Source organism: Bacillus sp. C1 (assembly GCF_054570475.1).
This window is the reverse complement of sequence record NZ_JBTMZT010000002.1, coordinates 1-12,788: the sequence shown is the minus strand read 5'-3', so window position 1 is coordinate 12,788 and position 12,788 is coordinate 1. Positions and strand designations below refer to the sequence as shown.

Below are 12,788 nucleotides of genomic sequence, written 5' to 3'. Positions count from 1 at the left end.
ATATAGTAATTTACTATTCTTTTATACTAATCAGACCGGTGAAGCGATGTATCCATCCGTGCACCATCCTCTCTCAATACGCTTACGAAGTTAGCTGTCGGATTCGGACTTTGAGAGTAGCCCTACTTTCATAATGAAAGATTCACCCCTAGTGACAATGCACAATTTGGTTCCTCCGCTCCATAAACTTGGACTCAGCGCTGTCAAAAAGTTAATTCTGGATGATATATTACTCCTACATTTGGTAAAAGTAAACAATAAAAAAGAAACATGGTAATCTGACGAAATTTATTCGTATAAAGTGGTGAATGAAATTTTATCAGCGATTTTTCAAATATATCAACCGTTTCTCACAATATATTAGCGATTCGACAAAGGATATCGACTAGCCAACAAAAAACGACAAGAAAAACAGGAACCCATAGCCCCTGTTTCCCAACAAACTGAAAAATAAATATTTATACGTTCATTTTTCGTTGTTTATATGCAAAATGATTCGTTGGCCCATGACCACTTCCAATATGTAATTGCTGCTCAATTGCTATAGTAATAAACTGTTTAGCTTCTTGCACTGCCTCTTTAATTTCATACCCCTTTGCAAGACTTGCCGTTACAGCAGACGCGAATGTACAACCGCTACCATGCGTTTGTTTTGAATCGATTCGTTCACTTCTATACTCTGTAAATTTCTCACCGTCAAATAATAAATCGATCACTTCGTCCCCTTGATACGCAGCATGTCCCCCTTTCATAAGCACATACTTCGCCCCTAGTTCATGCAATATCTTTGCAGCTTTTTTACTATCTGCTATATTATGAATCTCCATCCCAGTTAACACTTCTGCTTCTGGTACATTCGGCGTCACAACTGTTGCAAGAGGTAGCAAATGTTCTTTCAACGCTTGCACTGCCTCTTGCTGTAATAACGATGCACCGCCCTTTGCGATCATAACAGGATCTAGTACAATATTATTCCAGCCAAATTTTTTAATATGCTCTACAACGACCTGAATAATTTCACTACTAAACAACATACCAAGCTTAACCGCATCAGGTGTTAAATCAGCACCAATAGAGTTTAACTGCTCCTTAATCCCTTCTAGTGCAACAGGGTATACCCCTTGCACGCCAAGTGTATTTTGGGCTGTAATAGCTGTAATAGCTGTCATTCCGTACACACCTAACTCTTGAAATGTTTTTAAATCAGCTTGAATACCTGCACCACCGCCACTATCTGATCCAGCAATTGTTAAAGCTTTATTCACTTTCATCTCACTCATCCTTTTCTATCCAAAATAACGATGATAAATCGTTTTTGCCTCTACTATATCTTTCGTTCCATGTACAAGTACACGCCCATCTTGAAACGCAACGAGCCTCTTTCCTTCGATCGAAAATGATAATAAATATGGATTCACTGTTAGATCAACTACACGGTCACGCAGCAGCTCTTTATATCGTTCAAAATCTAGCTCTCCATAAGGCGGTCTAATTTGAACCGTATTTCTCCCGCATAAAACTGCTGTTTTCGATGTGTTCTCTTTACTTAAGTACGGATAGATTGCCTCCGCACTACAAGATGGACAATTATGTTTTCGAAGCTTTTGCACATTCATACATGAATATTCATTTTTCCATACATCAAACGATAGAAGTCCATCCCGAAGTGAGTCATAATCCTCTACTAAAAGTTTAAGAGTTTCCGTTACTTGATGAGAAACAACGAGAGATACAGCAGGTGAAATGATTCCTGCTGTATCACATGTTGCTCCGCCAAGCGGGATAGATTGTAATAGACAAGATAGGCACGGAGTCTGCCTTGGTAAAATCGTATAAGAAAGACCGTAGCTTCCTACACATGCTCCGTAAATCCATGGAATCGAGTATTTTTGTGATATATCATTTACAATAAAACGTGTTTCAAAATTATCAGTCGCATCAATCATCACATCGACATTTGTAACAAGCTGCTCTAATTCCTCTGCTGTCACATCTTGCACATATGCTTCCACAACTACATTGCTATTAATCGCTTGTAAACGTCTTTGTGCGGCTATCGCTTTCGGAAGATTATGTTTCACATCCTCCTCACTATACAACTGCTGCCGTTGTAAATTGCTCCAATCAATATAATCGCGATCTACAATTGTTACATGTCCAACTCCCGCTCTTACAAGCATTTCTGCATTTGCACTACCAAGTGCTCCAGCTCCGATGATTAGAACATGTTTTTCTCCTATCTTTTGCTGTCCCTTTCCTCCAATTGGTGAAAATAACTCTTGGCGGGAATAACGACTATTCAACTAGACTCATTCCTTCTAACGGGCTACTTGCTGTCGCGCAGCGCTTACGTACAATACGCCCTGCTTCAAATCCTAGACGTCCTGCATGAATACCTAACTTCATTGCTTCCGCCATTTTAATAGGGTCCTTCGCTCCGGAGACAGCTGTATTTAATAACACACCATCTGCCCCAAGCTCCATTGCAAATGCTGCATCAGCTGGGCTACCAACGCCAGCATCAACAATAACCGGTACATTTGCTTGTTCAATAATAAAGCTTAAGTTTAATGGATTTACAATACCAAGTCCTGAACCAATTGGTGATGCACCAGGCATAATCGCATGTACGCCTAGCTCTTGTAATTTACGAGCTAATACAACATCATCAGATGTATAAGGAAGAACGATAAATCCTTCTTCTAGCAACATTTCAGAAGCTTTTAAAGTCTCCACTGGATCTGGTAATAACGTTTTGTCATCACCAATGACCTCTACTTTTACCATGTCGCACAGCCCTGAAGCTTTTGCTAATTTCGCAATTCGAACTGCTTCTTCAGCCGTTTTTGCTCCTGCTGTATTTGGTAGTAATGTATATTTTTTTACATCAATTTTTTCTAACAAATTGGGTTGGTCCGCATCAAAGATATCCATACGGCGTACTGCAAATGTTAAAATTTCTGCCTCTGATACTTCAATTGCTTTCCGTTGTACATCATAATCAGAAAATTTACCTGTGCCTAATAAAAGTCTAGAATTGAATGTAAATGGTCCAATCTTTAACATAATCAACCGCCTCCTACGAAAGTTACAATCTCAATTTGGTCTCCATCAAAAACAGATGCGCTTTGATGATCTTCTTTTTGCAAAATATCTTGGTTCCGTTCTACTACAACAATTTTTGTATCTAATCCTAAATGTGTAAGCAATTGTGCTACTGTCTTAATATGTTCTGGTACTTCTATTTGCCTACCATTAATTTTTAAGTTCAAGCTTCCATCTCCTTTCTAAACCGTTTTTGAAAGCAATGAATCTAGTAAATGATTCCCTTGCTTCCCCTCTATTACATCCGCCATATATTGACCAGAAACAGGACTTAATAAAATTCCGTTTCGGTAATGACCCGTACAAGCATACAGCCCTTTTATTTCCTCATGTTCTCCCATATAAGGAACTCCATGATTAGATTGTGGGCGTAATCCTGCCCACGTACTTTCCCACTCCGCTTCTTTTAAAGCCGGCAAAATGGTATACGCACGCTCTAATATCGAAGTGATACTTTCTGGTTGTACAAACTTGTTAAACGTATGAGGTTTCATTGTTGCGCCAATGACATACCGTCCCCCACGCTTTGGTGCGATATAAAATCGCTCTTGAAAAATAGGAGATCGCAGTAATAGTTTATGGCTCTTTATGGCAACAACTTCTCCTTTTACAGGATATGTACCCCAATCTTTATGAAAATAATGAAGAAGTTTCGTACTCCATGCCCCACCAGCAATAACTACTTTTTCACATGCGATCATACCTTCATTCGTAACAATTCCTTCTACTCGGTTGTTTTCTATTTTGATATCTAATACTTCTGTTTGTTCGTATATATCAGCACCAGAAATAGCCGCAGAGTGTGCGAATGCCTTTGTAAGTTCCGGTGCAATGACATGACCATCTTTCGGATAATACACAGCACCTATAATGGACGGAGAGAGATATGGCTCTTTTTCACGAAGCTGATCCCCTGATATAAAATACGATTCTTCACCCGTTTTCTGTTGCCAATTCATGATATTTAGTATTCTTATCTTCTCTTCTTCATTTTGGGCAATGCGATATATCCCTCTCTCTTCATACCCAATATCAATACCTGTTTTTTCACGTAACGCTTCTGCAAGTTGCGGAAATATTGTGCGGCTTTCTCTAGCAAGCTCAAATAGCGGGTCGTACGCATCCCACTCCGCCTGTACACCAAGTAAACCTGCCGCTGCCTGAGAAGCTTCAGACGCAATTCTTTGTTTCTCAACAATCGCAACTTGGTATCCTCTTTCTGCTAGAAAATGTGCAACGGCACTCCCAATTACACCGCCACCAATAATAGCTACATCATATTTCTTACTCATGATTTTCCGCCCACTTTCTTATTGTTTCCTTGTACAACTTCGCTTTCTCATATGGGTTACAATCATTTACAATTCCAGACATAACAGCAATGCCGCTCACACCTGACCGAAGTACTTCTCCTGTATTTTGAGGTGTTATCCCTCCAATAGCTGTAATCGGTATCGTTAATCGTCTTGCCATGTCTGAAATTTCTTCTAATCCTCTTGCCGGAACATCCTTCTTACAATTTGTCGGAAATACATGACCATAAACAAGAGAATCTGCACCATTTTTGAAAGCTGTTATCGCTTCTTCTAAGGAATGTACAGAATAGCCAACATGCAAATAAGAAAACTTTTCTTTCACAGACTTAACATCAGCACTTCGGTACCCCAATTGTACGCGAGGGATATGTAATAAAATTGCAATATCAATCCGGTCATTCATCACAAGCTTAGATGCCGGAAAGCCCCTCCTTAAGAGACTTTCCACACCTTCATATAATTCTTTCGTACTTTTTTCCCGCTCACGAATATGCAAATAGTCAATCTCACTCTCAATTTGCATCGCTACATTTGCTAACTCATCGAACTTCATTTGACCATTGGAGATCACATGGAACTCAGCTTTCATATTCATTCGCCTACTTTAAAATATTTTCAAATAATTCATTGGCAGGAACAATTTCTTTCGTCATCCCTTTTTCTTTCAACCATTTATTTTGCTTTTCCCATGACTCTTTCGTATCTGATAAAAATGGCTCATCTTTCGTTTCCATTTTCTCTAATAAAATTTTCATACTTTCTTTTTCAACTTCCGGAACAAGTGGGAAATTTTCCTTTTCTTGATGGTCTAATAAGATATGAAGCGCCTCATCTGGATTTTTCTTCATGAAGTCATATCCTTTTTGTGCACCACGTAAAAATGCTTGTAACGCGTATTTATCTTTTTTCAATGTTTTATCACCTGTTACAAAAACGAGCTCATGATAATTTGGTACGCCATAATCAGCTGGGTTAAAGTACGCTGGTTCATGTCCTTGATGACGCATAACAGGAACTTCATGGTTAATATAAGCGCCTGTTACAGCATCCACTTTTTTTGTAATTAGCGCTGGTACTAAATCAAATCCTACATCTACTACTTTTACGTTATCTGGATTCCCACCAGCTTCTTTTACCATCGTTTTTAAATACGCTTCACTTAAAGGGGTTCCAGAATAACCAACTGTCTTACCTTCTAAATCTTTTGGCGAGGCAATACCAGCTGATTTTAACGATACGACATGGTTTAATGGTGAACGAACCACAGCTCCAATTGATTTTACTGGAATTTGCTCATTTGCTTTTGCCATAACAACATCTGGTTGATAATATAAACCAACCGTTACTTTTCCAGCGGCAGCTAACGTTAATGGATCGGTTGGATTAGACGGGAATTTTATGTTCACCTTTACCCCTTCTTCTTTAAAGTATCCTTTTTCCATTGCTGCATAGATAAAACTATGAACTGCATTTGGATACCAATCGAGCATCACTGTAATTTCTTTCTCTTTCTTTTTCTTATCTGATGCTGAATTACTAGAACATCCTGCAATTAGGGCAACTAATAATGTAAATACAAAGATGCGTTTCAGTACCTTCATGAATGTTTCCTCCAACTAATAAGTTTCTTTTCTAATATAGAAACAAGTAATACAAAGAAAATAGCTAATAATGATAAGAGTACAATCGGTGCAAATACGCCTGCCCCATCTAATTGCGTCATCATTCGTTTACTAAAGTATCCTAAGCCGGCTTGTGCACCAAGCCACTCACCAATTGCCGCACCAATGACACTAAGTGGAACGGCAATTTTCAAAGCAGAGAAAAAGTACGGAAGTGCAGATGGCAACTTTAACTTTAGAAAAATATCTTTTTTCGTCGCGCCGTATGTTACCAAAAGCTCCTCCCATTCTTTTTTCGTGCTCCGCAGTCCATCATACGTATTTACTGCAATTGGGAAGAATGTAATCAAAACTGTAACGATTACTTTGCTCCAAATGGAATATCCAAACCATAAGACGAATAATGGCGCTAGCGCCGTTATTGGAATCGTTTGTGAAGCAACTAGTAACGGGTAAAATGCTCGTTCCATCCATATGCTAGCATTCATTAATATCGCTAAGCCAACACCCAGTACGACAGAAATAACAACTCCAATTAAGACTACATATAAAGTTGCCGGCAAATGAACAGTAAATAATATTTCACGCAGCGCCCACATTTTAACTAAAATTGCAGTAGGAGATGGCAAAATGTACATCTCGTCTACAATTCTAGCCCCCACTTCCCAGGCTACGAGCAGTATGCTACTCAAAATCAGCGCAGGCAATAACTCCGTCACTCGTTTCATACGAGCACCTGCCTTTTTAGCATACTAAGTAGCTCATCCTTTAAGGCTAATATTTCGGGCCTATGCAAATCTTTTCTTGAACGATCCATTCCAAGCGGTACGATTCGCTCGGTCAAAGTTGTAATAGGTTGCTCAGTCACAACTAAAATTCGGTTAGAAAGAAAAAGCGCTTCCTCTACATCGTGTGTAATAAATAAAATTGTTTTTTGCCACTGTTCCCATTGTTCAAACAACCATTCTTGCAGCGTTGCTTTCGTTAATGCGTCTAGTGCACTAAACGGTTCATCTAACAATAAAATATCCCCACCCGTTAATAAAGTTCGAATAAAAGATACTCGTTGCCGCATACCACCTGATAAATCTTTCGGATATTTGTTCTCGTATCCTTGTAAACCAAATTGTTGTAACAGTTCCTTTGCTTTTACATGTGCTTCTTTTTTCTTTGCACCTTGACATTCTAATGGCAAGGCCGCATTTTCGATAATTGTTCTCCACGGCAAAAGCATATCTTTTTGCGGCATATATCCTACAGGGTGACTCTTTGTTTCTGTCAGCTGAATCGTTCCAGCCGCCGCATCTTCTAACCCTGTAATTAAACGAAATAATGTACTTTTGCCACAGCCACTCGGTCCAATGATGCTAACAAACTCTTTTTCTTGTATAGAAACATTTAGCCCATTAAGAATTGGCTTTTCATCATAATGAAATAAAACATTATGAAACTGTAGTATGCTCTTGCTCCTCAAAACCCCACATCTCCTTACGATATGCCATATCCCAGAATAAATATTCAAATCGGCTGGAATATAAGAAAATCTCTTCTAATCGAGCTAACTCTTGTTCAGATTTCCCATCAGCTAGTTCATTTAACAAGTCCATTAACCAAATGCAGAGGTTTCCGTATTCTTCGGAGCTATACCCTTGAATCCACTCCCCAAAAAATTCGTGATCCCTCGCGGATGGAATATCATTTAAACGCTTTCCAATTTCCCAATAGCTCCACATACACGGGAGAAGTGCTGCAATTAATTCCGCAAGTGTACCATTTTGAGATACTGACATCATATAGTTTGTATACGCTAAATTTTTAGCAGATGGCTTTGCTTCTTCCATCTCTTGTACAGAAATACCAAGACGCTTTGCATACTGTTTATGAATTGTCATTTCTCCATTTAGAATGCCATCTATTTGCTCTGCAAATTTCGCCATCACTTGTGGATTATTTGCTTTCACAACACCAATTGCATATAATTTTGCATAGTCTAGCAAATATAAATAATCTTGTATGATGTAATATTGAAATCTATCTTTTTCTAACGTACCATCCCCCATTCCAGTTACAAACGGATGATTATGACTTTTCTCCCAAACCGGCTGCACCGTTTCAAACAATCTCTCACAAAACTTCATTTCTATTTCCCCTTCCTTATATGTATTTATCCAAATAAAAAACCACTTCTATATAAGAAGTGGTTACAGCAAATAAAAATACATTTATTCGTTGTTCCACTTCCCTTCGCTAGTATTATCTAGATCAGGTCCGTAAGGGTTAAGGATTATTCCTCTCTCAGCCTATAAAGCACCCCTAGTGGTTTTCATTATTAAATTATGAAATAAAAAAGCCCCGTTTCTTTACGCAAAGAAACGGGGACCTACTACTCAAGTCCGAATTGCTTCCCTACGCTAGCATAATCTAGATCAGGTAGTTAAAGGATCAAAGACTTCCGGTCTTACTCTCAACTGGCAACACCAGCTCTCCTAGCATAATATGAAATTACCATAGTCAGTATAACACTGTCATAGGTCATCAGCAACTGTTTTACCTTCGTACATTCTTATTTATATATAAATCCATTTTGATTTTCTAACAGATACATTATGGTTATGAAAAACAGACAGAGATCCTCTCTCCCATCTAAAAAGAAATGGTTTTTATGTCAGTTTTTCAATTTGTATTTATATATAATTGGCATATTGTCCATATTCTAATAGTTATTTATCTATTATTCTTGTCATATATTTCAATTTCATTAAAAAATAGTTTTTTGTTCTTATTTCCTATTACAGTTATGTGAACTATGCACAAAGCATTATATCTTTATACTATAATAAAAAACATATGAATACATCTATGGGAGGGCTAATATTAGATGAAACAGAAAGCTCCAGCTTTAACTACAGTCGCATCTCTACTTCCACCTATAAATCAAGTAGATACACGTACTGTAACAGCTCAACAATTGTCTGCACAAAACACTCAATCTATAAAAACCAATCCAAAAACATTATATTCTAATAATGAAATAAATACAAGAGCTAATAACTCTTTAACAAAACATAACCGCAGTAAGTCCACTTCATTATTTAGTTCGGTGGTAATACTATATGCCGCGTAATATCCCTTTAATCATTGAATATTTGGCTTTTCTCGGATTAATCTGTTGCTTAATAATTTACAATACGAACATTGTGTTTTTAAGTATTATTATCGCTTTTGTTGCCCTCGAAGCTTTAATGGAAGCATTCAAAATCCGACTAAAAAAGCAAATTTCTCATATATATACTGCACTTTTCATTATAAGCGGTTTAATTGTAAATATTATTTATAGTGGGTTCCATATCGCTGCTATACTCCCTGTATTTTTTATTGGAGTGCTCCTTTTTATTTCCCAATATATTTATATTCCTGATCACCGTAAGAAGCAACAAGAAAGAGCTGAAGCTTAAACTACAAAAGGGGACCTCAATCGAAGTGAGATCCCCTTTTGTATATATAACAACTTCTCTTTATCCACACGCATACCGTTCATAAATAAAGCTTAAATTATACTTCTTCTCTAAGCTCATTCGTTGTTCATCATCACACCAGTAAAATAAAATATCATGAATCGTTGCATAACGCTTATTTTTTAAAAATTGTTTAATAAATGATGGCAAACAATCATGTAATTGTATAAAAATATAATTCCGCAAAATTTCTTCCTTATATTCAATTCCTTTACACACATACATTAGCTCTTCACAATAATATGCATGTTGTGGAACTTGAATCATTTCAAAAAATGGCACATAAGATAATAGTTTTCCGATAAAGTGCTCATATCGATTCATAAACTCAAATGACATATGCTCCATCATTTCCTTCATTACATAAAGATAATCATCCACATGTGTAGTCTTTAACGGATTCAGGCGATCGGAAATTTGAGCAATTACAGCCTTTTGACATGCAACAACAGGACGACTCGGTCCATAATACGTTAAAAAATCCGTACACTTACGATATTTTTTTAACAAATCATATATGTATAAGTCATAAACGTACGTGTTACAGTATATTGCTAAATTCATCATCTCTCGATCTAATTCTTCTTTAGACAATCGTTTTGCTTGTTTGCAAATATAAAAGAATGTAAGTTCCATTACTTCCTTATGAGACAATAAATGTTTATATTTTTCAATACACTCTTCATTAAATTTAATTCTTTCCCATATCAATATATCTTCATTTTCTAATTTTCCAATTCGATACTTTACAATTAAGTAATTCCAAGCCACAACTTCAGTTAACATGTCCCACGTTTCGTATTCCATAGATGTATGTACAAATTCCTCTAATTTATGGTCCACCATAAATGTATAAGCTTCCTTATACCAGCCAATTTTATGGCATAAATGAACAATACGAACTAAAGTTGGTATTTCATCCTTATGAAACTGTGGTAAACTCTTTACTTGATTCATTCCATATAAAATAAATGGAGCCAAGTTCTCTTGTTTATAAAATTCTTTTTTCTTCCAAGCTAAAATTGTCCGCTCTTTCCCCTCGCCCTTCGGCTGCCTCGGTATAAGTAAAGACAATAAATCCGCAAAGTTATCAGGGGCCACGTAGACATCTGTAACTAAATTCCAGTTCGGATTATGTTGTACATCCTCCATCATTTCCCCTCCTTTTCTATTTATTTTATATAATTTTTGGTAGTTTAGTAAGTGACCAGAATATTGTTAATATATTTTTAAAAATTTATGAAACTTATTATCTATTATATCATTTTTTATCCTAGCAAAAGTTAATAATACACATTGTTCATTAAAATTCAGGGAAATTAACATTATGGATACGTTTTAATAATATTTTGTATAAAACGTATCCATTGCAATTTACAGAAGGTATTCAAATATACTATTTGCAAGTGGCAAAATCATTTATATAATCTTCATTCTGTATGCTCAGAAATCTCACTTAAAGCAAACCCTGCTTGGTCATCAGCCTTTTCTGTTACAGCTAAATCTCCTAGCGATAACATTCCCACAAATTGACCATTCTCAACTACTGGTAACCTTCTCACTTGATAACGAGCCATTAATTCTGTAGCCTTTTCGATAGCATCATCAGGAGATACCGAAACAATTTCTGTTGTCATCACATTTGTAATTTTATTAGATCCCGGATGCTTATCAGCAATTCCACGAACAACTAAATCACGATCTGTAACAAGACCAATCACCTGATTGTTCTCTACAATTGGAATTACTCCAATTTTCTCTTCTTTCATTTTTACAGCAGCTTCATATACATTATCTAGTGGTGTACACTGTACAACATTGGTACTCATAAATTCTCTAACTGTTGACATGCGGTTCTATTCCCTCCTTTTTATACATACTATAGCTTTTCCAAATCCCCTTTATTTCATGTGGTATATCAGGAAGGAATTAACCATTCTTTCCTTGCAATCTTTATTAGAGCATCCACCCAAGAGCACACCTAACCCCCTAGTAACAGTGCAACTGAAGCTTTAACAATCATGCCTCAAAGGGCCGGTTGCTATAGAAGTAACCACACATAATATCCAGATAGAGGTCACCACAGTTCCAACTATCGATACAACAAAAAAGGTCATCAGAAATGTTAATTTCATAACATTTCTGATGACCTTAAAATAATGACCCGTACGGGATTCGAACCCGTGTTACCGCCGTGAAAGGGCGGTGTCTTAACCACTTGACCAACGGGCCATGGCTCCGCAGGTAGGACTCGAACCTACGACCGATCGGTTAACAGCCGATAGCTCTACCACTGAGCTACTGCGGAATATGGTGGGCCTAAATGGACTCGAACCATCGACCTCACGCTTATCAGGCGTGCGCTCTAACCAGCTGAGCTATAGGCCCATATTTTCTACAGGGGCAGTAGGAATCGAACCCACACTGGAGGTTTTGGAGACCTCAGTTCTACCTTTAAACTATGCCCCTAAGTGGTGCCGGCTAGAGGACTTGAACCCCCAACCTACTGATTACAAGTCAGTTGCTCTACCAATTGAGCTAAGCCGGCTTTTCAGACAAAAAAAGATGGCTCGGGACGGAATCGAACCGCCGACACGAGGATTTTCAGTCCTCTGCTCTACCGACTGAGCTACCGAGCCAAAAATAAATGGCGGTCCCGACCGGGGTCGAACCGGCGATCTCCTGCGTGACAGGCAGGCATGTTAACCACTACACCACGGGACCATTTGGTTGCGGGGACAGGATTTGAACCTGCGACCTTCGGGTTATGAGCCCGACGAGCTACCAGACTGCTCCACCCCGCGATGATATAATACTTTTCAAGAAAAATGGAGGAGGTAGAGGGATTCGAACCCCCGCGCGATTCTCACCGCCTGTCGGTTTTCAAGACCGATCCCTTCAGCCAGACTTGGGTATACCTCCATGAAGTAAATATCAATCATATTCTTATTATCTTTTATATCTAATAGTTTTAATTAACTATTAAATCATTCCATTTTAGTTATAAAAAATGGAGGAGGTAGAGGGATTCGAACCCCCGCGCGACTCTCGCCGCCTGTCGGTTTTCAAGACCGATCCCTTCAGCCAGACTTGGGTATACCTCCATATAACTAAAGTGGAGCCTAGCGGGATCGAACCGCTGACCTCCTGCGTGCAAGGCAGGCGCTCTCCCAGCTGAGCTAAGGCCCCAAAACAAATATCGGGAAGACAGGATTTGAACCTGCGACCCC

The 12,788-nt window shown here is 38.0% G+C and carries 14 protein-coding genes, 11 tRNA genes and 3 riboswitches; of the genes, 2 read left to right on the top strand and 23 right to left on the bottom strand.

Annotated features, from left to right (window positions below; translation table 11 throughout):
* Positions 1–63 precede the first annotated feature (63 nt).
* A riboswitch (cyclic di-AMP (ydaO/yuaA leader) is annotated at positions 64–210 on the bottom strand.
* Between the two features lie 248 nt (positions 211–458).
* The 10 genes from thiD to tenA are packed head-to-tail and all read right to left on the bottom strand — an operon-like array spanning position 459 to position 8,181.
* Complete coding sequence (gene thiD / locus ACX5JI_RS06685) at positions 459–1,280, bottom strand: bifunctional hydroxymethylpyrimidine kinase/phosphomethylpyrimidine kinase (RefSeq protein WP_459500324.1); 822 nt, start codon at positions 1,278–1,280, stop codon at positions 459–461.
* Positions 1,281–1,286: 6 nt separating this feature from the next.
* Positions 1,287–2,303: a thiazole biosynthesis adenylyltransferase ThiF gene (locus tag ACX5JI_RS06680; RefSeq protein ID WP_459500322.1), complete on the bottom strand. Its 1,017-nt coding sequence runs from the start codon at positions 2,301–2,303 to the stop codon at positions 1,287–1,289.
* Positions 2,296–3,066 (bottom strand): thiazole synthase, encoded by a 771-nt coding sequence (locus ACX5JI_RS06675; protein ID WP_459500321.1) that lies wholly within the window; start codon positions 3,064–3,066, stop codon positions 2,296–2,298. The genes ACX5JI_RS06680 and ACX5JI_RS06675 overlap by 8 nt, the downstream gene beginning before the upstream one ends.
* A 2-nt stretch (positions 3,067–3,068) precedes the next feature.
* Positions 3,069–3,272 (bottom strand): sulfur carrier protein ThiS, encoded by a 204-nt coding sequence (gene thiS, locus ACX5JI_RS06670; RefSeq protein WP_459500319.1) that lies wholly within the window; start codon positions 3,270–3,272, stop codon positions 3,069–3,071.
* Between the two features lie 15 nt (positions 3,273–3,287).
* Entirely contained in the window at positions 3,288–4,397 is a 1,110-nt protein-coding gene (gene thiO, locus ACX5JI_RS06665) for a glycine oxidase ThiO (RefSeq protein WP_459500317.1), read from the bottom strand.
* On the bottom strand, positions 4,390–5,010 hold the full coding sequence (gene tenI, locus ACX5JI_RS06660; RefSeq protein ID WP_459500315.1) for a thiazole tautomerase TenI: 621 nt from the start codon (positions 5,008–5,010) through the stop codon (positions 4,390–4,392). The genes thiO and tenI overlap by 8 nt, the downstream gene beginning before the upstream one ends.
* Positions 5,011–5,020: 10 nt before the next feature.
* Positions 5,021–6,022, bottom strand: coding sequence for an ABC transporter substrate-binding protein (locus tag ACX5JI_RS06655; protein ID WP_459500314.1), 1,002 nt, complete (start codon positions 6,020–6,022; stop codon positions 5,021–5,023).
* Positions 6,019–6,771: an ABC transporter permease gene (locus ACX5JI_RS06650; RefSeq protein ID WP_459500313.1), complete on the bottom strand. Its 753-nt coding sequence runs from the start codon at positions 6,769–6,771 to the stop codon at positions 6,019–6,021. Before ACX5JI_RS06650 ends, ACX5JI_RS06655 begins: the two co-directional genes overlap by 4 nt.
* A complete protein-coding gene (locus ACX5JI_RS06645; protein ID WP_459500312.1) occupies positions 6,768–7,517 on the bottom strand; it encodes an ABC transporter ATP-binding protein in 750 nt (249 codons plus the stop codon). The genes ACX5JI_RS06650 and ACX5JI_RS06645 overlap by 4 nt, the downstream gene beginning before the upstream one ends.
* The gene (gene tenA / locus ACX5JI_RS06640; protein ID WP_459500311.1) at positions 7,486–8,181 is read right to left on the bottom strand and encodes a thiaminase II; all 696 of its coding nucleotides are present in this window, start codon (positions 8,179–8,181) and stop codon (positions 7,486–7,488) included. The genes ACX5JI_RS06645 and tenA overlap by 32 nt, the downstream gene beginning before the upstream one ends.
* 84 nt (positions 8,182–8,265) lie before the next feature.
* A riboswitch (TPP riboswitch) is annotated at positions 8,266–8,368 on the bottom strand.
* A 61-nt stretch (positions 8,369–8,429) separates the two neighbouring features.
* A riboswitch (TPP riboswitch) is annotated at positions 8,430–8,541 on the bottom strand.
* A 380-nt stretch (positions 8,542–8,921) separates the two neighbouring features.
* Here tenA and ACX5JI_RS06635 point away from each other — a divergent pair.
* Positions 8,922–9,167: a hypothetical protein gene (locus tag ACX5JI_RS06635; RefSeq protein WP_459500309.1), complete on the top strand. Its 246-nt coding sequence runs from the start codon at positions 8,922–8,924 to the stop codon at positions 9,165–9,167.
* Positions 9,157–9,498 (top strand): hypothetical protein, encoded by a 342-nt coding sequence (locus ACX5JI_RS06630; RefSeq protein ID WP_459500307.1) that lies wholly within the window; start codon positions 9,157–9,159, stop codon positions 9,496–9,498. The genes ACX5JI_RS06635 and ACX5JI_RS06630 overlap by 11 nt, the downstream gene beginning before the upstream one ends.
* Positions 9,499–9,558: 60 nt before the next feature.
* Here the strand turns inward: ACX5JI_RS06630 and ACX5JI_RS06625 are convergent, their stop codons facing one another.
* From ACX5JI_RS06625 to ACX5JI_RS06565, 13 genes are all read right to left on the bottom strand, one after another.
* On the bottom strand, positions 9,559–10,710 hold the full coding sequence (locus tag ACX5JI_RS06625) for a DUF3965 domain-containing protein (RefSeq protein ID WP_459500305.1): 1,152 nt from the start codon (positions 10,708–10,710) through the stop codon (positions 9,559–9,561).
* A 278-nt stretch (positions 10,711–10,988) separates the two neighbouring features.
* The gene (locus ACX5JI_RS06620; RefSeq protein ID WP_459500304.1) at positions 10,989–11,408 is read right to left on the bottom strand and encodes a CBS domain-containing protein; all 420 of its coding nucleotides are present in this window, start codon (positions 11,406–11,408) and stop codon (positions 10,989–10,991) included.
* A 310-nt stretch (positions 11,409–11,718) separates the two neighbouring features.
* Positions 11,719–11,790, bottom strand: a tRNA-Glu gene (locus tag ACX5JI_RS06615).
* A 1-nt stretch (position 11,791) separates the two neighbouring features.
* Positions 11,792–11,866: transfer RNA gene (locus ACX5JI_RS06610), tRNA-Asn, on the bottom strand.
* A 3-nt stretch (positions 11,867–11,869) separates the two neighbouring features.
* A tRNA-Ile gene (locus ACX5JI_RS06605) sits at positions 11,870–11,946 on the bottom strand.
* 10 nt (positions 11,947–11,956) lie between these two features.
* A tRNA-Trp gene (locus ACX5JI_RS06600) sits at positions 11,957–12,027 on the bottom strand.
* Between the two features lie 3 nt (positions 12,028–12,030).
* Positions 12,031–12,106 (bottom strand) — tRNA-Thr (locus ACX5JI_RS06595).
* Positions 12,107–12,124: 18 nt separating this feature from the next.
* Positions 12,125–12,197: transfer RNA gene (locus ACX5JI_RS06590), tRNA-Phe, on the bottom strand.
* 9 nt (positions 12,198–12,206) lie between these two features.
* Positions 12,207–12,282 (bottom strand) — tRNA-Asp (locus ACX5JI_RS06585).
* Between the two features lie 3 nt (positions 12,283–12,285).
* Positions 12,286–12,362, bottom strand: a tRNA-Met gene (locus ACX5JI_RS06580).
* 25 nt (positions 12,363–12,387) lie between these two features.
* Positions 12,388–12,480, bottom strand: a tRNA-Ser gene (locus ACX5JI_RS06575).
* Positions 12,481–12,569: 89 nt separating this feature from the next.
* Positions 12,570–12,662, bottom strand: a tRNA-Ser gene (locus ACX5JI_RS06570).
* Between the two features lie 12 nt (positions 12,663–12,674).
* Positions 12,675–12,747, bottom strand: a tRNA-Ala gene (locus ACX5JI_RS06565).
* Positions 12,748–12,788: the final 41 nt, after the last annotated feature.

Excerpts from the sequence above, each read along its gene's own strand:
- thiD (WP_459500324.1), bottom strand. The coding sequence starts at position 1,280 with ATGAGTGAGATGAAAGTGAATAAAGCTTTAACAATTGCTGGATCAGAT.
- ACX5JI_RS06650 (WP_459500313.1), bottom strand. The coding sequence starts at position 6,771 with ATGAAACGAGTGACGGAGTTATTGCCTGCGCTGATTTTGAGTAGCATA.
- tenA (WP_459500311.1), bottom strand. The coding sequence starts at position 8,181 with ATGAAGTTTTGTGAGAGATTGTTTGAAACGGTGCAGCCGGTTTGGGAG.
- ACX5JI_RS06625 (WP_459500305.1), bottom strand. The coding sequence starts at position 10,710 with ATGGAGGATGTACAACATAATCCGAACTGGAATTTAGTTACAGATGTC.
- ACX5JI_RS06620 (WP_459500304.1), bottom strand. The coding sequence starts at position 11,408 with ATGTCAACAGTTAGAGAATTTATGAGTACCAATGTTGTACAGTGTACA.
- tenI (WP_459500315.1), bottom strand. The coding sequence starts at position 5,010 with ATGAAAGCTGAGTTCCATGTGATCTCCAATGGTCAAATGAAGTTCGAT.
- ACX5JI_RS06675 (WP_459500321.1), bottom strand. The coding sequence starts at position 3,066 with ATGTTAAAGATTGGACCATTTACATTCAATTCTAGACTTTTATTAGGC.
- ACX5JI_RS06630 (WP_459500307.1), top strand. The coding sequence starts at position 9,157 with ATGCCGCGTAATATCCCTTTAATCATTGAATATTTGGCTTTTCTCGGA.
- thiO (WP_459500317.1), bottom strand. The coding sequence starts at position 4,397 with ATGAGTAAGAAATATGATGTAGCTATTATTGGTGGCGGTGTAATTGGG.
- ACX5JI_RS06655 (WP_459500314.1), bottom strand. The coding sequence starts at position 6,022 with ATGAAGGTACTGAAACGCATCTTTGTATTTACATTATTAGTTGCCCTA.
- ACX5JI_RS06635 (WP_459500309.1), top strand. The coding sequence starts at position 8,922 with ATGAAACAGAAAGCTCCAGCTTTAACTACAGTCGCATCTCTACTTCCA.